18 protein-coding genes are annotated in these 19,634 nt (G+C 47.6%); 7 read left to right on the top strand and 11 right to left on the bottom strand.

Translation table 11 applies throughout. From position 1 onward, the window contains the following. Positions 1–534: a hypothetical protein gene (locus B5M13_RS28555; protein WP_245859537.1), complete on the bottom strand. Its 534-nt coding sequence runs from the start codon at positions 532–534 to the stop codon at positions 1–3. 260 nt (positions 535–794) lie between these two features. Here B5M13_RS28555 and lpdA point away from each other — a divergent pair, with 260 nt between their 5' ends. Further along, positions 795–2,195 carry a dihydrolipoyl dehydrogenase gene (gene lpdA, locus B5M13_RS28550; protein WP_080058901.1) on the top strand — a complete coding sequence of 467 codons (1,401 nt, stop codon included), beginning with the start codon at positions 795–797 and terminating at the stop codon, positions 2,193–2,195. A gap of 62 nt (positions 2,196–2,257) precedes the next feature. On the opposite strand, the gene B5M13_RS28545 is transcribed toward lpdA, so the two are convergent. Together B5M13_RS28545 and B5M13_RS34295 are read right to left on the bottom strand one after the other, a co-directional pair. After that, a complete protein-coding gene (locus B5M13_RS28545; protein WP_245859535.1) occupies positions 2,258–2,908 on the bottom strand; it encodes an RpnC/YadD family protein in 651 nt (216 codons plus the stop codon). 63 nt (positions 2,909–2,971) lie between these two features. After that, complete coding sequence (locus B5M13_RS34295) at positions 2,972–3,118, bottom strand: hypothetical protein (protein ID WP_245859533.1); 147 nt, start codon at positions 3,116–3,118, stop codon at positions 2,972–2,974. Positions 3,119–3,248: 130 nt separating this feature from the next. On the opposite strand from B5M13_RS34295, the gene B5M13_RS28540 reads away from it, so the two are divergent. After that, entirely contained in the window at positions 3,249–4,613 is a 1,365-nt protein-coding gene (locus B5M13_RS28540; RefSeq protein ID WP_080058900.1) for a M28 family peptidase, read from the top strand. Between the two features lie 73 nt (positions 4,614–4,686). On the opposite strand, the gene B5M13_RS28535 is transcribed toward B5M13_RS28540, so the two are convergent. From B5M13_RS28535 to B5M13_RS28515, 5 genes are all read right to left on the bottom strand, one after another. After that, entirely contained in the window at positions 4,687–6,351 is a 1,665-nt protein-coding gene (locus B5M13_RS28535) for a hypothetical protein (RefSeq protein ID WP_080058899.1), read from the bottom strand. A 76-nt stretch (positions 6,352–6,427) separates the two neighbouring features. Further along, positions 6,428–6,919: an NADH-quinone oxidoreductase subunit C gene (locus B5M13_RS28530; RefSeq protein WP_080058898.1), complete on the bottom strand. Its 492-nt coding sequence runs from the start codon at positions 6,917–6,919 to the stop codon at positions 6,428–6,430. A 3-nt stretch (positions 6,920–6,922) separates the two neighbouring features. Then, positions 6,923–7,225 (bottom strand): type II toxin-antitoxin system RelE/ParE family toxin, encoded by a 303-nt coding sequence (locus B5M13_RS28525; protein WP_080058897.1) that lies wholly within the window; start codon positions 7,223–7,225, stop codon positions 6,923–6,925. After that, positions 7,204–7,446 (bottom strand): hypothetical protein, encoded by a 243-nt coding sequence (locus tag B5M13_RS28520; protein WP_080058896.1) that lies wholly within the window; start codon positions 7,444–7,446, stop codon positions 7,204–7,206. The genes B5M13_RS28525 and B5M13_RS28520 overlap by 22 nt, the downstream gene beginning before the upstream one ends. Positions 7,447–7,492: 46 nt before the next feature. Beyond that, entirely contained in the window at positions 7,493–9,445 is a 1,953-nt protein-coding gene (locus B5M13_RS28515) for a M1 family metallopeptidase (RefSeq protein ID WP_080058895.1), read from the bottom strand. A gap of 143 nt (positions 9,446–9,588) precedes the next feature. Between B5M13_RS28515 and B5M13_RS28510 the strand changes: the two genes are divergently transcribed. Together B5M13_RS28510 and B5M13_RS28505 are read left to right on the top strand one after the other, a co-directional pair. Continuing rightward, positions 9,589–10,080 (top strand): DinB family protein, encoded by a 492-nt coding sequence (locus tag B5M13_RS28510; protein ID WP_080058894.1) that lies wholly within the window; start codon positions 9,589–9,591, stop codon positions 10,078–10,080. A 146-nt stretch (positions 10,081–10,226) separates the two neighbouring features. Beyond that, positions 10,227–11,816, top strand: coding sequence for an N-acyl-D-amino-acid deacylase family protein (locus B5M13_RS28505; protein ID WP_080058893.1), 1,590 nt, complete (start codon positions 10,227–10,229; stop codon positions 11,814–11,816). Between the two features lie 48 nt (positions 11,817–11,864). Here the strand turns inward: B5M13_RS28505 and B5M13_RS28500 are convergent, their stop codons facing one another. Both B5M13_RS28500 and B5M13_RS28495 read right to left on the bottom strand, forming a co-directional pair. Then, positions 11,865–12,353 carry a hypothetical protein gene (locus tag B5M13_RS28500; protein ID WP_080058892.1) on the bottom strand — a complete coding sequence of 163 codons (489 nt, stop codon included), beginning with the start codon at positions 12,351–12,353 and terminating at the stop codon, positions 11,865–11,867. Between the two features lie 279 nt (positions 12,354–12,632). Then, the gene (locus B5M13_RS28495; RefSeq protein WP_080058891.1) at positions 12,633–13,184 is read right to left on the bottom strand and encodes an RNA polymerase sigma factor; all 552 of its coding nucleotides are present in this window, start codon (positions 13,182–13,184) and stop codon (positions 12,633–12,635) included. 192 nt (positions 13,185–13,376) lie between these two features. Between B5M13_RS28495 and B5M13_RS28490 the strand changes: the two genes are divergently transcribed. Together B5M13_RS28490 and B5M13_RS28485 are read left to right on the top strand one after the other, a co-directional pair. Then, the gene (locus B5M13_RS28490) at positions 13,377–13,721 is read left to right on the top strand and encodes a DUF6249 domain-containing protein (protein WP_080058890.1); all 345 of its coding nucleotides are present in this window, start codon (positions 13,377–13,379) and stop codon (positions 13,719–13,721) included. Positions 13,722–13,902: 181 nt separating this feature from the next. After that, complete coding sequence (locus B5M13_RS28485; protein ID WP_080058889.1) at positions 13,903–16,335, top strand: outer membrane beta-barrel family protein; 2,433 nt, start codon at positions 13,903–13,905, stop codon at positions 16,333–16,335. Positions 16,336–16,552: 217 nt separating this feature from the next. Here B5M13_RS28485 and B5M13_RS28480 read toward each other — a convergent pair whose 3' ends face one another. After that, on the bottom strand, positions 16,553–17,818 hold the full coding sequence (locus B5M13_RS28480; RefSeq protein WP_080060114.1) for an MFS transporter: 1,266 nt from the start codon (positions 17,816–17,818) through the stop codon (positions 16,553–16,555). A 167-nt stretch (positions 17,819–17,985) separates the two neighbouring features. On the opposite strand from B5M13_RS28480, the gene treF reads away from it, so the two are divergent. Next, positions 17,986–19,536, top strand: a complete 1,551-nt coding sequence (treF, locus tag B5M13_RS28475; RefSeq protein ID WP_245859530.1) for an alpha,alpha-trehalase TreF — start codon at positions 17,986–17,988, stop codon at positions 19,534–19,536. Positions 19,537–19,634 lie beyond the last annotated feature (98 nt).

Here is a 19,634-nt window from a genome sequence, read left to right as displayed (position 1 = left end):
TTATTGGACGCGCCCTTCGACCAGAAAGCTGTTTTTGTCGAAATACGGAAGTTTTTGATAGCCCGACAGCGTGTAATGTTGTACGCGCCACTGACTACCTTTCGGACCGCTTTCTAACAAAAGCGTACGTTCGGATGAATAGAGCGGGTTGCTGGTTTGTAGAACGGCGGTAATTCGACGAGGCTGACGAGTCAGGGAGTCGAGTTGTACGCTAAGCGACCGAACAGTCAGATGTTCTTCTGGATTTTTTAGCGTATACTGATAGGTAAGCGAATCAGGCCGTACAATCTGGTAGCTGGTTCGTAAAGCTGGCTTATTGATATCGGCCTGTGCGAATAACTCCAGTTCGCGTTCCCAGTTAATGTCGCGGGTAGACTCCTGGTTTCGTTTTTCGTTAATAGCAACGGACTTATTCACAACGGGCTTCTGATCTGAAAGGTCAGTAATCTGACGTTTCACAAAGCCTAATACATCATAATAAACGGCTGGCTGATTCTGCTGCGTGGAGTCGGTGCAGCTGCTGACTATCAGCAAAACAAGAAGGTAAATAGGTAAAACGAAGCGCATAAAACAGACCGTAATAGCCCCGAATGAGAAGGGCTTTACGAAACCACCAACACGATTTTTTGCAAATCGGTTTGGGTAATCAATTTCTGAACCAAATTTGCATTCATAATGCTATATATTAGATAGGTTTCGAGTTTCAATTTTCACTGTTGGGGGCCTCGTTAGCAATGGTCTTACTAAGCTGAAAAGATGGGAATAAGAGCCTGAAACTTAAGAACAACTGTTTCATGGAATACGATGTTATTATGATCGGTTCGGGGCCTGGTGGGTATACCGGCGCCATTCGTTGTGCACAACTGGGGCTGAAAACTGCCATTATCGAAAAATACCCTGCACTGGGCGGTACCTGCCTGAATGTTGGCTGCATTCCTTCGAAGGCACTACTCGATTCGACGGAGCATTATTATAATGCTGCTCACACCTTTGCCGAGCATGGCATCAAGCTGGAACACTTACAGGTCGATCTGGCCCAGATGATTGCCCGTAAAGCTAGTGTAGTCGATCAGACGACCAAGGGTATCACCTATCTGATGAAGAAAAATAAAATCGACGAGTATCATGGCGTCGGTTCATTTGTTGATCCTCATACCATTAAAATTACCAAAACCGATGGGTCTGAACAGACCATTAGCGGGAAGAATATAATTATCGCGACCGGATCAAAACCATCCTCGTTTCCGTCGATGCCGATCGACAAAAAAAGAGTGATTACGTCGACCGAGGCACTTTCTCTCAAAGAAATTCCTAAACACCTCATCGTGATTGGCGCAGGCGTTATCGGGGCCGAGTTGGGTTCGGTTTATGCTCGTATTGGGGCAAAGGTTTCATTCGTTGAATTCTTCGACTCGATGATTCCAACCATGGATAAAACGATGGGTAAGGAGTTACAGAAGGTCATTAAAAAACTGGGTGCTGATTTTTACTTCAGCCACAAAGTCACAAAAGTTGAAAACAAAGGTGATGAAGTAGTGGTGAGTATGGATACGCCCAAAGGTGAACAAACGACCCTTACCGGCGACTATTGTCTGGTATCGGTAGGGCGTCGCCCATACACTGAAGGGCTGAATCTGGAAGCGGCTGGCCTGAAAACGGATGAGCGTGGTCGGATTGAGGTCGACGAACACCTACGTACAAGCGTTCCGCACATTTATGCACTGGGCGACGTGATTCGTGGGGCTATGCTAGCGCACAAAGCAGAAGAAGAAGGTACATTCATTGCCGAGACCATTGTTGGCCAGAAGCCGCATATTCATTATCGACTGATTCCGGGTGTTGTGTATACATGGCCCGAGGTGGCTTCGGTAGGCTATACCGAAGAAGAAGTGAAGAAAGAAGGTATTCCGTATAAAGTGGGTTCGTTTCCATTTAAAGCTTTGGGGCGTGCGCGGGCCAGTATGGATGTTGATGGGCTGGTAAAAGTGCTCGCCCATAAAGACACCGACGAAATTCTGGGCGTCCATATGATTGGCGCTCGTGCGGCCGATATGATTGCGGAAGCTGTTACAGCGATGGAATTCCGGGCATCGGCCGAGGATGTGTCACGTATGTCGCATGCTCACCCAACCTATACCGAAGCGTTTAAGGAAGCCTGTCTGGCGGCTACGGATAATCGGGCTATTAATATTTAAGGCATAGAGTAGAAAGGAAAAAATAAGCGTCCGGTTGCTATACAGTGGCCGGACGCTTATTTTTAGGACTTCAGCTTATGGCGTAGCTTACTAACCAGCGATACATCGACATCGGCTAGATCGGCGATTAGTTCGTCACTGTGGTTGGTTTTGGTGAGCAGATTTTGAATGAAGATTTTTTTGGTCTTTTCTATTCCTTTTTTCTCCCCTTTACGCTCACCTCTCTTTTCTCCCTGCTGTTCGGCTCGTTGTAGCAGAAATTCTTCAAGGCCCATTGTCTTTCTCTGGTTTGTAAGTATGCTTATTTGCTCATCGAATTTGGTTCGTAGGGTATCGGAATGAAAACGGACATAGTGCCGTAAAAAATCCATCAATACCCGGATTTTAGCTTTGGCTATTTTTTTTACAAGTAGCCGTTTGGCTAAATCGAGTTTTAACTCAAGAAGTACTTCGCCATTTGTTCCTCGTTTTCGGCCCTGTAAGGCTAATTTAACGGTTTGAACAACTATTGCAAAGGGATTGTCGGTATGATTTAGTTCATTATCCGGTTGGTCGAGTACTTTGTAGGTGTTAAACTCGTAACGCAGATGAGTGCCTAAGAACGAACGCTCATAGGCCTTAGGACTAAACCGGCGATTCGCGTCGGTCAAAATAGCAAAGGCCGTAATCGGGCGCTGGTATTTATCCAAAATGCGATAGTAATAGGTAAACATGCGGTGGGCAAAGTCAGAATCAACATAGCCCTGTACTTCGACATGGACCAGTATCCATTCTTCCTAGCCGTTTCGGGTAAACAGTTTAACCAGCTTATCGACATAACGCGGTTGAAATTCGTCTTCGTCGGCATTGGGAATAAAGAATCGCATAAAGTCGTCAAATATATCTTCCAGAATAGCCTTCCAGAGCGTATCGTCTCGTTGCATCCGTTGTAATTAGGTGAATCGTACATAAGACGTAGTTCTTGCTGACTAGTCTCTGAGGCACTTCAATTTCGCGCGGGGCGATATTGTCTTTTCTGTATCTTGCCTTTTTAACCAATACAACCCTGTTCGTATGCGAAAATTAATTACGCTTCTTCTAAGCTTGACTGTGAGTTATGGTTGCGCCCAAACCGCTGATTCTGTTGCGATTCGAAAAATCTACGATGAAGCGCTTACTCATGGTAAATCGTACGAGTGGCTCCGTTACCTGACCAAACAGATTGGCCCCCGACTGAGTGGTTCTGCAGGTGCCCAAAAAGCTGTTGACTGGACGAAGTGGATTATGGAGCAACAGGGTTTCGATCGAGTCTTTTTGCAGGAGGTAATGGTACCTCACTGGGTGCGGGGCGCTAAGGAAGAGGCTTATATTCAGAATGGTAAACAAAAAATAACCGTGCCTATTGCTGCCTTAGGCGGGTCGGTGGCTACCGGGCCAAAAGGTATAAATGCCGGTGTAATTGAGGTGAAAAGCTTTGCTGAACTGCGAGCCATGAGCCCTGATAAAGTGAAAGGAAAGATCGTGTTTTACAACCGCCCAATGGACCCAACCAAAATCAACACGTTTGAAGCTTATGGTGGTGCCGTTGAACAGCGAGCCAATGGCGCTACCGAAGCCGCCAAACTAGGTGCAGTAGGAGCCATAGTTCGTTCAATGACGAATATCCACGATGATTTTCCGCACGTAGGAGGGATGCGCTACGCAACGGGCGTCGCGCTAATTCCGACGGCTGCCATCAGTACCAACGGCGCTGATCTACTGAGTAAACTATTACAGGAAAACCCTAGCTTGACCTTTTACTTTAAGCAAAACTGCGAGACATTGCCCGACGCCAAATCGTATAACGTTGTTGGTGAAATGAAAGGGACTGAAAAACCTGATGAAATTATCGTGGTGGGTGGGCACCTGGACTCCTGGGATCTGGCCGAAGGGGCTCATGATGATGGAGCAGGCTGCGTACAATCTATTGAGGTGCTACGTATACTGAAAACATTGGGTATCAGACCAAAACGGACAATTCGGGCCGTAATGTTCATGAACGAAGAGAACGGACTTAAGGGTGGTGTGCAATACGCTGATCTGGCTAAGAAAAATAATGAAAATCATATTGCCGCAGTAGAATCGGATAACGGCGGATTTACGCCACGGGGCTTTGGTATTGTTGGGTCACCCCTACAGCGCGCTAAAGTGATGCTTTGGAAACCACTTTTGGCCCCTTATGGCTTGCTGGAAATTGGCCCTGGTGGCGGTGGGGCTGATATTGGCCCTCTGGCGCAGCTAGGAACAGTGCTGTTTGGTTTCAAGCCTGATTCACAGCGTTATTTCGACTATCACCATACAGCTGCTGATAAATTTGAGACGGTGAGCCAGCGTGAACTTGAGCTTGGAGCAGCCTCAATGGCAGCCTTGGTTTATCTGCTCGACCAGTATGGATTGTAGGTTTACACTATTCGGTTTACGGTGGGGGCGCAAGACACTGCTTGCGCCCCCACCGTAAACCGAATAGTGTAAACTATAAGTTTTTATCGATCACTTTCCGGGCTTCGTCGAAATCGGCTGGTAAGGGCGCGTTGCGTTTCACAATTTTGCCTGTACGATTGATAACCGCTGCCGACAGGTCGTTGTCGGGCCGCAGGCGTTCAATGGCGTCGAAAAGCTGGGAATCGGTCAGTAGCAAATGGTCGCCAGTGAGGTTGTAGCGGGTTGCTAATTCAGGCCATAGCGATTTATCGGTTCCACTCATGGGTACATACACCAGTGCAAAATCGCGGGCACTGTAGGCATTGCGTAGTCGCTGAGCGTCCAGGGCTGCCTGACGGCCTCCATCATCGGTAGGGGAGACAACCAGCATATAAATAACCTTGCCCCGATTGGCATTGACCACCTTATCGAATAGTGAGGAGCCATTGCCGAAATCATCGCGGGTAACAAAAATGCCCGGCGAAATTTCTAAGGCGTTATTGGTTCTGCCGCCGTTTCTTAATGTCTGCATAGCTGTTCGGATGCGGGTGCTATCTTTTACTTCGAGCCGATACAGTTCATCCAGCGATTGTTCCAGGGCTGGGTCTTTCACCTGCGGACGGGCATAGTCGTACAGGAGCCGGGCAAAATCGAGCGTTACCGTTGGTAAGGTTGCCGCCAGCCAGTATGCGGACAGATAATTGACTGTTGTGCTGTCGAATTGCCGGATAGCCCGCTGAATCAACGTTTCGTAATTCACCAGCCGCTGGAGGGTATCAGGATTACGCTTGACCAGACCATCAAAAAAACGCAGATCGGCCTGCCGAGCTGAATTCGATTGCGCGTAATCGTCAAGACGTAGCCGCTCACCTGCTGTTATATTTTTACCATAACGTTCCAGAAGTAGCGCCAAAGCCCGTACCGTTAACCCGTTTGTGCGACCTGTTTCGGCAGTCAGTCGTTGGGAGGTGTAGGTAGCAAAGCGGTTCATGGCCGATGCCCGCGCAGCCGTTAGAAGCTGGTCATTGGGTGGGCGTAACGAATCATTCAGGGCTTTATTGATATTCTCATTCTCGTAGGTAGCCCTGTCGTATACAAAAGCAGCAGCATTGTAGCGATTGACGAAGCTAACCCAACGTCTGAGAAGCGGGAACGGCTTTTCTTTTGCCGCAAAAGCCACAAACGGAGCCTGATAAGCACTCGAAACGATTCGGTAAGCCGCTTCATCGCCCAGATTGGCTATTTGTGCAGACAGCTTTCGACCATCTGGTTTAAGTGGATAGGTGGCTTCAAAGGCTTTATACCGGGCAAACTGGCTATTCACCTGTGCATTGACACCGCCGAACTTAAACGGAACAGCCACCGAAAAGAGCGAATCGGCATCCAGTTCGATGGTAAGTGTACCTGCCGATGCCAGAAAGGCCGTCGAAATACGCCCGTAATTAAAATACATTTCTTCCTGCGGATAAATCAGTGGCAGCGAGACCCGGAAGGTTCCGTCCAGATTAAGCGGAGCCGGGCGAACCAGCTCGCGATTGGCTTGCAGAATATTATTTCGACTTATGAATACCGTTGGCGACTCGCGGTAGAGCTGAGCCGAAAGATGCTGGATTCGACCCGTTACAATAACTGAATCGGTTTGGGCAACGCATCGATTGGGTAATAGACAGTGGGCCGTCAGTAGAAGGCTCAAAAAATAGACGTAAGGGTTTCTCATTGCTTTGAAGAACAGATAAAGCAATAACCAGCGAAATGGCTATACAGTCAGTAAAGAACGAAAAAAGCGCCGGTATTTACTTGGTTTTGATGCCGTGATACTGCTCCTGCTCCGTATAGTCAGTCCGTAACGGGTGGCCTTCCCAGTCGGTTGGCAGGAGAATTCGACGAAGATCAGGGTGGTTTTCGAACTGAATACCGACAAGGTCGAAGGTTTCGCGTTCGTGCCAGTCAGCAGTTCGCCAGATGTGGGATATACTCGGTACCGACGGAAGTTTCGATGAATTGGTGTTGCGGGGCACGATCACTTTCAGCATCAGATCATGTGCATACGGAATCGAAGTCAGGTTGTAGATAACTTCCATCGTATTGGCTTCAACGCCGTTGTCGATACCCGTTACACAAGACAGCAAGTCGAAAAACAATCGGTCATCGTCACGGAGAAACTGGCAAACGTTGGCCAGTTGATTGGCCGGAATTGTAAGGTACGGTTGTAGGTTTTGGGTATTAGTCTGAAAGTCAGAACTAAATTGGCTATTAAGGAGGTCTGTGATTTCGAGGAAAGTCATCTATCAATATGGATTGGAATCGGGATCGCTACGGGTATCAAGGATGCGAAGAATTGAGATTGTTTCATCACTTACTTCATAACACAGGATATTATACTTGTCAATTTTTACCTTTCTTACTTTGCTATCTTTTAAAGAAAGGAAACCAACACCAGGCATCGATTCAATTAAATCCAATTTGTGATAATAGCTGTTAATGAACCGAATCGCTAGTTCAAGAGACCAATTCTCCTCCAGGAATTCAATGATTTTTTGTAGATCAGCCTCTGCGGAGGCAGTTACTATTATCTTCTGGCTGCCAGCCATTGCTCAATTTTTTGTTTATGTTCTGCCAGAGAAATATAGTTGCCATTTTGAATTTCTTCTCTGGCCTTTTCTAAACCGGCTAATTGATCATCGGTTAAATCCTCAAGAATATCTGTTTCTGATTCGCCCGATAAAATTCGGCTTACTTCTGCCAGGATTGTTTCATTCTGCTCTTCATCGATCAGTTGATGGAGTTTGCTCCTCATTTCCTGAATGCTCATAGACGTATTCGTTTGCTTACCGAAAGATACAAAAAAGTGGGAATGCTTATGCCAGCCAAGCCAGCCACTGCATCCAGTTTTCGAGCCAGAACAAAAATTTGGTGGCAAACTTAGCAGCAGGTGCTGTGGATGGACTTAAGGTTAAGCTGTTGTTGTTCAGGTTAGTGTCCATGTAGACTTTTTGCTTCGGATCGACAGTTGCCCAGACAACATTTGAACCTTCCGACACCGTAAACTGACGTTGTCGGGCCTGCCCATCCCAGAAGAGCATCAACTCCTTCCCGTTCTCAAAATGTACCAGAATATCGACGGGTATTTTTCCATCATTGTTCCGCTGGACGGTTATAACGGATTGATTGCCTTTGTTTTTGATACTAAGCAATTGATAGTCGACTACGTTATCGCCATACAGGGCTTCATTGAAGAACCAGTTCATATTGGGGCCGTACTTACTGCCTAGCCGTTTTGGTACGATCTCGTTGACAATGTCGATGAAGTTCTGGCCGTTGGGGTGTTTAAATTGCCAGCGGTTGAAATACGTTTGCATGATTTCGTCCATCACCGACCGACCAACCAGCCCTTCCAGTGTCCGCATCCAGGTAGCTGTTTTAGAATAGGTCAGTACACCATATTGCCCCGGTGGCAGTTGCCAGGTATTGCCAAACGAAGAGCCTAGCGCCGGGTTGTCCTGATGCACATAATTACCACGTGACTCTTCCAGATCACCGGTCCGAAAACCAAATAAATCCAACTGCGAGGAGTGTGGGCCGTAGGTTTCGTCCATAATTCGTCCTTCGTAGTACTGGTTAAAGCCCTCGTCGAGCCAGGCTTCTTCAAATTCGTTAGTCGCCAAAAGTTGCATAAAGTACTGGTGCCCAAATTCATGAACGGTTACGCCTTCTGGAATGCGGGCAGCGTCGGGTACGAACCAGGCAGTCCCGGCCGTAATCAATGTGGGGTATTCCATTCCGGCCGAACCACTGGCATGGAGTGGGGGATCAACAATGGTCAGGTTAGGAAACGGATATTTTCCCAGGTGTTTATCGAAATAGGCCAGCGCGGCTTTGGCTGCGTCCAGGTGGCGTTTAGCCTGATGCAGGTGTTCGGGCTGCATAATCAACTCAATACTAACCTCCCCTCCCGATGGTCGCTTCCAGGCATCGTTGATCACCTTAAAGTGGGGCGAAGCTGTCCAGGCAAAGTCTACGACATCTTCAGCATGATAGAGGATGGTTTTGGTCCCATTCTGGTGCATTTTCTCCGACTGAAACAAGCCTGTAGCGCTAACCCAATAATCTTTGGGGGTAGTGATGTTGACATCGTAAACGCTATAGTCTGCATAGAATTCGGAATGGGCGTGAAACTGATGACAATTCCACTGGCCGACCTTTGCATAGCGTGTTCCAGCCGGTTCGTACACACCAATTTTCGGAAACCACTGGCCTACCAGAAAGAAGTCGCGACTAAAACCCGTACGGGCGAAGATCTTTGGTAGTTTCGCCTGAAAAGCAATGTCTAAAACAATCGTTTCGCCCGGCCCAACGGGTTTGCTCAGTGGTACTCGAATCACCGTATGGTCGTCGCGGTTCAGGTCGTCGGGCTGAATAAATTCATAGGCCAGCGCTTCGGTCGTATTGGCGGTTGGATTCCGGGCTTTCATCGACACGACATCTATCCAGCCGTACGGGTTTTCTTTGGCATTCCGGTCCATTTGGTCTCCACGCAACTGGCCTCCCGATTCACGCATAAACGATGATTGCTCATTCCGAAAAGCATTGAGGTATAAATGGAATTGCAATTCACGAATTACATCAGCCGAAGGATTGCGCCAGGTGAGCGTTTCGCGGCCAGTTAGCTTCTTTGTGGCTGGATCGAGACGCACATCGATCTGGTAATTCGCCAGGCGCGGGCTTAGCGGCTTTGGGAAAATGGGCTTTGTCGATTGAGCAAAACCGATGGATGTGATGCCCAAAAGCAGCAAAAACAGACTTAGTTTCATCGGGGCGGCCAGTAATGTAGCGAATGATTTAGGTAGTTAAATACCTTCTGCAAAGTAAGTGAAAATGAGCAAAACACTACTGACATAGGGCTGTCACAGGGTCCAACGATCTTTGTATTGTTAATAAACCAACGACAAATCTTATGGAACTGATTCCCATTTTTTTGAAAGAACTAGAGCAGGAAACCCAAACTACCCGTAAAATGCTCCAGCGAATCCCAGACGACAAATACGATTGGAAACCTCACCAGAAGAGTATGACAGTCCGGCAATTAGCGACACACATTGCCAATTTGCCAACCTGGATAACCATGGCGTTAACAACCGATGGACTGGACTTTGCCAAAAATCCGTATACCGAAGACTTTATTGCCAATACCGCTGAGTTAATGGCCTATGCCGAAACGTGTTTAGCCGATGGGAAATCGCAGTTAGTACCGGAGAATGAAGCCATTTTGAATGCACCCTGGACGCTGCGAAATGGAGAGCAAGTCTATTTTGTAGAACCGAAGCATGAAGTGGTACGAACGGCACTCTGCCAGATTGTGCACCATAGGGCGCAGTTGGGCGTTTTCCTCCGGTTGCTCGATATTCCGATTCCGGGGAGCTACGGCCCAAGTGCCGACGAACAATAAATAGAACACGGATTTTTAGGATGATCAGTGCAAATCATAATCATCCTAAAAATCCGTGTTCTATTTATTGCGGGGGATTTGATTTTAACAATGGAATCGGCCATATTACTAGCTGATTTCCTGTTTTTTACTTCCTCTGCAACCTGATGAAGCACCGTTACCTTTCTCTCATTCTCTTCCTGTTTTCAGCCTGTTTGGTCAATGCCCAGCCATATGATCTTGTTATCAAAAATGGTCGAGTGGTCGATGGTACGGGTAACCCCTGGGTATATGCTGATGTAGCCGTTCAGAATGGACGTGTCGTTCGGATTGGCTCCGTCGCGTCTTCGGATGCCAAACGAACGATCGATGCCACAGGGCTCATTGTTTCTCCCGGGTTTATTGATGTTCATGCACACGTAGAAGGCAGTCTGGAAGCACAACCAGGTGCCCCTAACTTTATCCATGATGGAGTCACAACGGTCATTACGGGCAATTGTGGTGGGTCAAGCGCCAATCTGCGAACCTATTTCGATACGCTTCGGATGCAAGGCATGTCGATTAATGTTGGGTCGTTGATCGGTCATAATTCGGTACGGATGAAAGTCATGAAAATGGCATTCCGTGAACCCACCTCCAAGGAACAGGCTGCTATGGAGGCCCTGGTTGAGCAGGCCATGAAAGACGGGGCCGTAGGCATTTCGACCGGATTGATTTATACGCCCGGCACCTATGCTCGTACGCCCGAAGTGGTTAACCTGGCCAAAGTTGCTTCCAAGTATGGCGGTGTATATGCTTCGCACATTCGTAACGAAGGGCAGAACGTAAAACAGGCCGTTGAAGAAGCCATTCAGATTAGCCGGGAAGCGCGTATCCCGGTCGAAATTTCGCACTTCAAAGTAGCCAGTAAACCCCTATGGGGAAAAAGTACCGAAACCGTCGAACTGGTAGCCGCTGCCCGTCGTGAAGGACTCGATGTAACCGTTGATCAGTATCCCTATACGGCTTCAAGTACATCGCTGGAGAGTATTTTGCCAACCTGGGCGTTGGCCGATGGTGATTCGGCGGTATTGGTTCGATTTCATGACCCGGCTACCCGGTCGAGAATCCGGGCCGAAATGCTGGAAACGCTATCGAAGAACCTGCGTAAAAATTACGAATACGCCGTTGTGGCCAGCTATAAACCCGACACTACCTTCAATGGCATGAGCATTAGTGCCATCAACCAGAAGATGGGCCGGAAAAATAACCCTGAAACGGAAGCCGATCTGGTACTGGAGCTAATGGAGAAAGCTGAGCTGAAGCGTATCCAAATGATCTATCATACCATGTCGGAAACGGATGTGGAAAATATCCTGCGCTATCCAAATACCATGATCGCATCAGATGCCGGGGTCGCCAAATTTGGATCGGGCATGCCGCACCCGCGTGCCTATGGAACCAACGCCCGCGTGTTGGGCCGTTACGTGCGTGAGCGACACATTATTCCGTTGGAAGAAGCGATTCGCCGGATGACCTCACTCCCTGCCCAGCGTTTTCATCTGGCCGATCGTGGATTATTGCGGCCCGGCTATGCCGCTGATATTGTGGTCTTCGATGAGAAAACCGTGTCCGATCAGGCAACCTACGACAAACCTCATGCTTACACGACTGGAATTGCCTATGTGTTGGTCAATGGATCGCCGGTGGTTGACAATGGAAAACACAACGGCCAGCGACCAGGCCAATTACTAATGGGGCCGGGCTACGAAAAATGAGCGGTTGCATAAAGAGCCGATGTGTACGTATCTGAATCGTTTAGGTAATCAGACGCTTACACGTCGATTCTTCCGTAGGAGATAATCGGCTACCATCAGAACACTCATGGCAAAAATGGTTAGAGCGTATTGAATTGGAAGGGCGTTGAGTGTTCCATCGAAGCCAGACAGAAGCTGATCCAGTCCAGAAGAGGTAGGTTGCGATGACCCGGAAGAGAGTAGGAGTAGGCAGGAAACAATAACGAACAGCAGCGATGCCGCAATCATATACCAAACCCGTGTACTGATGATCGGCTCTAACGGTTTGGATTGCCGAGCCATAACCTGGTTCATCACCCGACGACTAAAGTTGGCCGATGGGGTCTCGACAAGGGTATGCGATTGGAGAAGCTGAATCAGGGTTACTTCTTTGGCCGATTCCAACTCCGATGCTGCCTGTACCCGTTGCATAATAGCATTGGTAAAGGCAGCCCCCGGCTTCTCTGGCTGTGCTTTTTGAATTAGCTTTCTGAAATTATCTTCGTTTTCGTTCTCCATAGCTTAACGGACTCTTCAAATGCCTTCCTGGCTCGTTTTATCCCTAAATTCCCTAGAGGACCTGGCACAAACTCAAACAAAGTCTTCTTTAGGGGTGAAACGGATTTTAGTACCTAACGAGCCTGTTTAAACTTTCGAAACTGTAATTGAAACCAGTGCTTTTGTCATTCCGAGGAAGGAGGAATCTTATAACTATCCCTACTTGAAGATAAGGAAACTATAAGATTCCTCCTTCGTCGGAATGACAAAATCGCTTCTAAACAAAACTTTAAACAGGTTCTACAATAAAAAACGTAACTGTTCTTCCAATACTTTTCTGGCTCGGAATAATTTCACCTTGATATTGGATTCCGATAGGCCGGTAATCTCCTCAATCTCCCGGATGGACTTTTCATCCAGGTAATACAACGTGATCAATAACCCTTCTGTTGCGGGTAGCCGTTCAATCGCATCCTTGATGTATTTCTGCTGATCCGATACCTGAAGGCTCTCCAGTTGATTGGTTTGATACGAATTACTATAGGTTTCAGTTAGTTCTTCCTGGATCGGAACCGTGGCGACCCGCTGTTGCTCCAATTTAGAGACAGCTACCCGATATACAATCGTGTAGAGCCAGGTTGAGAACTTCGATTTACCCTCAAATCGGTGAAGCTGCTGATACGCTTTTACGAAACCTTCCTGGGCTGCGTCTTCGGCGTCTTCAGCATTTCGCATGATGCGTAGCGCAATCGTGTAGGCCATATGCTTGTATCGATCCACAAGAAACGCAAAAGAAGCCGAGTCGCCCTGTTTGACTTTGTCGATATAGACCTGATCATCGGGTTGCTTCACGAGCCTCTTGGTTTGTTGGGGAACTGTTCGTACACGTTGCCCGATTAGACCTGAGTTTTCAAAAGAAGGTTACAGCGAAAAGCTATTTTATTTTTATGCATAATTTTTTTGCGAATAGCTGTAACCCTATTTCTATTTCGACGGTCATATGCAGCGAAATCAATTAGTAAGAAATAATAAACGAATAACCGTATGGATGGCGACGACATTAAACATATTCTTATATCTCTTGGCGCATTTGCGGGCATTTTCGGAATCGTATATGTATTCCTGATGACGCGTTCCCGCGAACGAATGGCTATGATCGAGCGGGGCGTCGATGCGTCCATATTTTCGGGTAACAACTCCATTTCACCTACGTTGAAATTTGGGATGCTGTTCGTCGGAATTGCCATAGGTATGATTGTAGGCGATATACTGCACGACTATTACGGTATTGGCAGCGTTACCTCCTTTCTGTCGATGGTATTTTTATTCGGTGGTCTTAGCCTGATTCTCAACTTCGTGATTGAGCAACGGCTGTCGAAGAAGAAGTAACGCCCCCTGCCTACTCTCTCTTGGTTTTTAATTGCTGGTAGGCCCAGGCCGCTCTCTGCCAACGGTGCCTGATTGCTATTAACACAACTACTCCGGTTCCATTCCTATGATTCCCCCTAAAAGAGCCTGAATCTCTTATCGGAATCGCTTTGCCTGTCCAAATCGATTAGCCAGTACATCTATGAAAATTCTCAACGCACTAGTACTATTGATACTCCTATTGTGCTACCACATTGGTATTGCCCAAAAACGACCCGAAGCCTATTCGGTTCGTGGAATCATTGCTGATTCGGTAACTCATAAGGTGATGACATTTATAACAGTCAACTTAATGAAAGCTCCAAATACCGTTCTGAAAGTCGATTACTCCAAGGAGGACGGCTCATTTGCGTTTGTCGGTTTGGAAGCCGGAAATTATTCCCTGGATATGGTCGGTGTAGGGTATAAGACTAAACGAATTGCCATTAGCCTGACCGATTCGCTTCACAAGACAATAGACCTGGGTATGGTGCCGCTGGGCTCAGCCATGGTTGGCTTACAGGAAGTGGTTGTTACGGGTACGAAACAGATTTTAAAGCAGGAGATCGACCGTATTACCTACGACCTTCAGGCCGACCCCGAAAGTAAAGTGGTTAATGTGCTGGAAATGATGCGAAAAGTGCCACTGCTTTCGCTGGATGCAGATAATAACATCCTGCTGAAAGGCAACAGCGATTTCAAAATCCTGATCAATGGCAAGCCGTCGAGTATGATGGAACGAAGTTACAAGGATATTCTTCGGACTATGCCCGCTTCGTCCATCGAGCGAATTGAGGTGATTACATCGCCCCCAGCCAAATACGATGCGGAAGGGCTGGCGGGGATTATTAACATTATCACGACGAAAAAGCTGGATAATGGCTACAACGGCTCTGCCAATATCAGCGAGCGTTTTCCCAATGGAGGGCCTGGCCTGGGTGGATCGGTGTCGGCTAAGCTGGGGAAATTTGGTATTTCGGCGTTTGGTGGCGCCAACCTGTATACGAACCTGCCCATTCGAGTTGGAATTCAGCGATTTACCTCCGGGCTGCAACCTACTATGCTGTTGCAGGAAGGCACTACCGAATCGAAGAGCCGGACAGGTTATCTGGGCTATGAGATGAGTTATGAGCTGGATTCGCTGAACCTGATCTCGGCTCAGTTCAATCTGAATGGCAACCGCTCGGAAGGCTATACGATACAGACCAGTTCGTTGATGGACTCAGACGTTCGGTTACAGGGGTATAGGCTGGAAAATAACAATACTGGAAACGGCAATGGTCTGGATGCATCAGTGAATTATCAGCGGGGCTTTCGGTCCAATAAAAACCGCTTGCTGACGTTTTCGTACCGTTATCTATCGTACGGGAGCCAGCAGAAGGCTGATTTGTCTATTAGCGATCAATTGAACTATATCAGGCCTGATTATCGGCAGGTGAACGACCAGCGTTTTGCCGAGCAAACCTTTCAGGTCGATTATGTTCATCCCGTTAAAAAACACCAGATCGAAGCCGGTTTGAAGGGTATCTTACGGGATAATAAAAGTGATTTTCAATATGCAGTTGTTGATTCCGTAACAGGCCGCTATAGCATTCAACCCAGCATCAGTAACCGATTCAGGAATACCCAGAATGTGTTTGGAGCCTACACCACCTATCAGTATGCACTAAAAAACTGGGGTATAAAAGCAGGAGTGCGTATAGAGGAAACCGTTATTGATGCCGATTTCATGTCGGTCGATTCCAGAGTGAAGCGAACTTACGTAAATCTGATTCCTTCTGTATCGATAAACCGAAAACTCAGGAACAATAGTGGACTTATTCTGAGCTATACACAGCGGATTCAGCGGCCGGGTATTTATCAATTAAATCCCTTTGTGGATCGATCCAACCCGAATTTTGAACGAACGGGTAATCCTGATTTGCGACCTGCCCTTGTCAATGATATTCAATTAACGTTCAGTGGGTCGGGTAAGATACAACTAAGTACAGGACTAGGATTCACATTTTTCCGGGACCTGATATTCCCGGTTTCCGTTTATGATTCTACCACCAATATTACGCGCACATCGTACGGTAACACGGGTACGGCAAAGCTCCCGAGCCTGTATGTGAACGTCAATCTGCCCGTTACCAAGCGGTGGAATGTCAGTATAAACAGCCGGGTTGCCTATGGCATGGTACAGGGTGTAGTCAATGGCGTATTGATTAAAAATGAAGGATTAATGTACCAGGCCTCGCTGTCGACCAGTTATAAACTTCCGAAAGACTGGCGGTTGACGGCCAATTTGCAGCCAAATGGGCCAAGTATTAACCTGCAAGGGGCCACTAATCGGATGATGAGCTCGTCAGTTAGTGTCAATAAAGACCTGATCAAAGACAAACTTTCCGTTGCCAGTTCCATAAATAATCCGTTTCGAAAATACCGTCAAAATCTGAGCACCACCTCCGGCCCCGATTTTCAGCAAACGAGTTTTCGCTGGGATTACTTCCGGTCGTTTACGATGAGTCTGAACTACAAATTTGGGAAACTCAGGGAGTCGATTAAAAAGAACAAACGCGGTATTCGGAACGATGATGTACAGAGCGGCAATTAGGAGGAAGAATTAGCGAAAGTGCTTGTCTCAAAAGTCAACTAACTAGTTAATTCCGGCTTAGGGTAGGGTGTTTAACCTGGATTGTGCGTTAGCAAATAGGCAATTGCCACCAGGCTAACAATACAAACGAGACGAACAATACCTATATGGCTTCACCCGGTTTAGTGGTCAGGAATAAGATCGCACAGGGCTGAAATAGTCCGTGAGTTCGGAGCCACTAATGTCCTGCCATACCTGCCGTCTGTTTTACCTCGTACCCTGTTTTCTTTTGCATCCGGCTGAATACCGTAATGAGTACCAGCAACAGACCAATTGGAACCAGCGAGAAATAGAAGGCCGTTTGACCGCCATAAGCTTCAAACACATGACCAGTAATGATAGAGCCTGTGGTTCCGCCAAGAGCCGAGAAAATAACAATCAAACCCGCCATTGGTCCATGCTGCCGGAGTGGCAAGCTACTCAAAATGGCGGAATTAATGGCCGGATAGATAGGTGCGATGAGCAGACCAATCAGGGGAAAAATAAAAGCAGCTATAGGGGCATCGCCCCAGCCCGTGATGGTTCGTCCATTGACATCGGTGGCCAGCGGTAAAGCAAGCAGGACTAGTCCGGCCGCTCCGACCAGGCAACTGATGAGCAGCCAGTACCAAGAAACGCGACTTAGCATCACACCCGCCAAAAAACGTCCAGCTGCCGTTGAAGCGGCCAGAATACTCGCCATCTGGATACTGAGTGAGGTAGGCAGATTCAGAATCTTACTGTTGAAGGTCGGTAACCAACTCATGATACCCTGCTCCATCAGTACGTAGGTAAAGGCGGTAATGATAAAAACCAGTACAACGGGTCTAATAGCCAGACTAAGCATATCGCCCAAATCTTCGGCCAGCGTCCGGGCCACCTCCTGGCGAACTCTTGATTCATCAATCGGGGTAATCAGAAGCAGTAAAAAGGCCAGTAAGGCAATTCCGGCCAGCACATAATAGGTATTCAGCCAAGCCGTTGACTTTAAGTTGGAGTCGTCGACAAAAAGAGTGAATAGAAAATAGCCTGATAATACGCCAATCATGAAAAAGGATTCCAGAAAATTCATGAAACTGGCGTGCCCGTTTGAGTCGTTGGTAACCAGGCCAATGGTAGCAAAGATCGATACTTTGATGAGCGCAAAGCCCGCTCCGGTTGCCGCAAAAAGTAGCTTAGTTGTCCAGAAAGCCGGAACCTGCGGCATCAGCAGGCAAGCCAGCGTAACCATACCCAGCGCAACCAGCATCGCTCGTTTATAGCCGATCCGTGTGATGTAGGAAGCAACCAGAAAGGAGACGATAGCAATGGTTAAATCCTTAAATGCTTCGAGCACACTGGCGGCTGATTCCGACACCCCATAGTTGTTCTGAACCTGCAAAATGACTGTACCAACACTGTTGAGAAGAATAGCAAAAACGAAGTAGTTAAGAAGAAGCGAGAGTTTAATACGCCAGTGGCTCATCGAATTACGGTGGTTAACGAGTTCTAAATCATAAACATACGAGTTTATTTGTATTATTTTTGCCCGTATAAGTTGCGCTTTTTGCATTTTTGCTTCCATAACTGGTTTGCGATCATGGCAAAGCAGCCGCTTTTTGGTTACGATTTTGAAACTTTCTCCCATTTGCTTTGGCACCTGCGTTGTTTCCCCAATCTCCCGATGTAGTATTTGGCAATTTGTTTCGCGATGTCCAGTTAGGTCACGTCTTTGCCGATTCTAAAACGTTTGTAGACTGTGTGCCGACGTTGTCACCAACAGATTTAGTTACTTTATACGAAGCTGAAAAAGGTAAGCCCGGCTTCGACCTGAGTGCGTTTGTTCATGCCTATTTCGTTGTTCCGCAGAAATTGGCAGATAATTACGTCAGCGATACTACCGTCACTACAACCGAACACATCAATCGACTGTGGAACCGACTTACCCGTCCCGAGGATGTGCACGTGAAAGGTAGTTCTCGGGTGCCGCTGCCACATCCGTATGTGGTGCCGGGTGGCCGTTTTCGGGAAATTTTCTATTGGGATAGCTACTTTACCATGCTAGGTCTGAAAGAATCGGGTGAAGCACAGGTCAAGTTGATCCGGGCTATGCTCGATAATTTTGCGTACCTGATCGATACCTTAGGATTCATACCCAATGGAAACCGGACATACTTTTTGAGTCGATCGCAGCCCCCCTACTTTTCCTTAATGGTCAATCTGCTGGCGAAAATTGATGGCAACGACACGCTGAAGACGTATTCAAAACAGCTTCGTCGCGAATACGAATTCTGGATGGATGGCCAGCGGGAATTGACCGACGCCAAACCTGTTCGTAAGCGAGTCGTGCGCTTATCCAGCAATCGGCTACTGAACCGGTACTGGGACGATACGCCAACACCACGGCCTGAAGCCTATCGGCAGGAAATCGAGCTAACGGAAGAAGCGACTCCTTTGGGTGTTCATCCCGAAGCGCTGTACAATCACATCCGGGCGGCCTGCGAATCGGGCTGGGATTTCAGTAGCCGCTGGTTTACGGACCAACGAACACTGGCTTTGATCGATACCGCCAGTATTATTTCCGTCGATCTAAATTGCCTGCTTTGGCAACTTGAAGTAACTCTGCATAATGCTGCTCTTCGGATGGGCGATTGGAAAATGGCCTATGATGACTATGACCCGTTGATCAAAGCGCGCGAGAAAGCCATTCAGCAAACATTCTGGAACGAGGAAACCGGCTTTTTTCACGATTTCGACTTCGTAAAAGGTCGCCAGACGGATGCGCTGACACTGGCTGGTGCCTTCCCATTATTTTTCAAGCTGGCTACCCCAGAGCAGGCCAGCCGGGTCCATGATCGCCTTAAAGCCGATTTCCTACAGGCTGGTGGTTGGGTTACTACGCTTAGTCAGACGGGCCAGCAGTGGGATTGGCCAAATGGCTGGGCACCATTGCAATGGGTTGTTTATCAGGGGCTAATTAACTATGGATTTACTGAGACCGCTAATGAAGGCCGCGATCGGTGGTTGGCCTTGAACGACAAAGTATTCCGGGCTACCGGTAAAATGATGGAAAAATATAACGTGGTCGATGCCGCTTTAACCACAGGTGGCGGTGAATACCCCAATCAGGATGGCTTCGGCTGGACGAATGGGGTGTATCTGGCAATGGATAAAGAGCGAAAGAGCGAAAGAGTGAAAGAGTGAAGAGGACGCGTCAGCTTTTTTCACTCAATCGCTCAATCATACGCTCCTTCACCAATTTGGCACTGTATTTGTTTAGTGGTCTGACAAGATACTAACTA

It is taken from the genome of Spirosoma aerolatum (assembly GCF_002056795.1).
GTDB classification, from domain to species: domain Bacteria; phylum Bacteroidota; class Bacteroidia; order Cytophagales; family Spirosomataceae; genus Spirosoma; species Spirosoma aerolatum.
The sequence above is the reverse complement of the archived record's forward strand: the minus strand, read 5'-3'. Positions and strand labels throughout refer to the sequence as shown.

What these genes read in the sequence shown, in the direction of transcription:
- B5M13_RS28540 (WP_080058900.1), top strand. Translation starts at nt 3,249, where the DNA reads ATGCGAAAATTAATTACGCTTCTTCTAAGCTTGACTGTGAGTTATGGT.
- B5M13_RS28505 (WP_080058893.1), top strand. Translation starts at nt 10,227, where the DNA reads ATGAAGCACCGTTACCTTTCTCTCATTCTCTTCCTGTTTTCAGCCTGT.
- B5M13_RS28545 (WP_245859535.1), bottom strand. Translation starts at nt 2,908, where the DNA reads ATGTTTACCTATTACTATCGCATTTTGGATAAATACCAGCGCCCGATT.
- B5M13_RS28480 (WP_080060114.1), bottom strand. Translation starts at nt 17,818, where the DNA reads ATGAGCCACTGGCGTATTAAACTCTCGCTTCTTCTTAACTACTTCGTT.
- B5M13_RS28485 (WP_080058889.1), top strand. Translation starts at nt 13,903, where the DNA reads ATGAAAATTCTCAACGCACTAGTACTATTGATACTCCTATTGTGCTAC.
- B5M13_RS28535 (WP_080058899.1), bottom strand. Translation starts at nt 6,351, where the DNA reads ATGAGAAACCCTTACGTCTATTTTTTGAGCCTTCTACTGACGGCCCAC.
- B5M13_RS28530 (WP_080058898.1), bottom strand. Translation starts at nt 6,919, where the DNA reads ATGACTTTCCTCGAAATCACAGACCTCCTTAATAGCCAATTTAGTTCT.
- B5M13_RS28500 (WP_080058892.1), bottom strand. Translation starts at nt 12,353, where the DNA reads ATGGAGAACGAAAACGAAGATAATTTCAGAAAGCTAATTCAAAAAGCA.
- B5M13_RS28525 (WP_080058897.1), bottom strand. Translation starts at nt 7,225, where the DNA reads ATGGCTGGCAGCCAGAAGATAATAGTAACTGCCTCCGCAGAGGCTGAT.
- B5M13_RS28490 (WP_080058890.1), top strand. Translation starts at nt 13,377, where the DNA reads ATGGATGGCGACGACATTAAACATATTCTTATATCTCTTGGCGCATTT.
- B5M13_RS28515 (WP_080058895.1), bottom strand. Translation starts at nt 9,445, where the DNA reads ATGAAACTAAGTCTGTTTTTGCTGCTTTTGGGCATCACATCCATCGGT.
- lpdA (WP_080058901.1), top strand. Translation starts at nt 795, where the DNA reads ATGGAATACGATGTTATTATGATCGGTTCGGGGCCTGGTGGGTATACC.
- B5M13_RS28510 (WP_080058894.1), top strand. Translation starts at nt 9,589, where the DNA reads ATGGAACTGATTCCCATTTTTTTGAAAGAACTAGAGCAGGAAACCCAA.
- B5M13_RS28520 (WP_080058896.1), bottom strand. Translation starts at nt 7,446, where the DNA reads ATGAGCATTCAGGAAATGAGGAGCAAACTCCATCAACTGATCGATGAA.
- B5M13_RS34295 (WP_245859533.1), bottom strand. Translation starts at nt 3,118, where the DNA reads ATGCAACGAGACGATACGCTCTGGAAGGCTATTCTGGAAGATATATTT.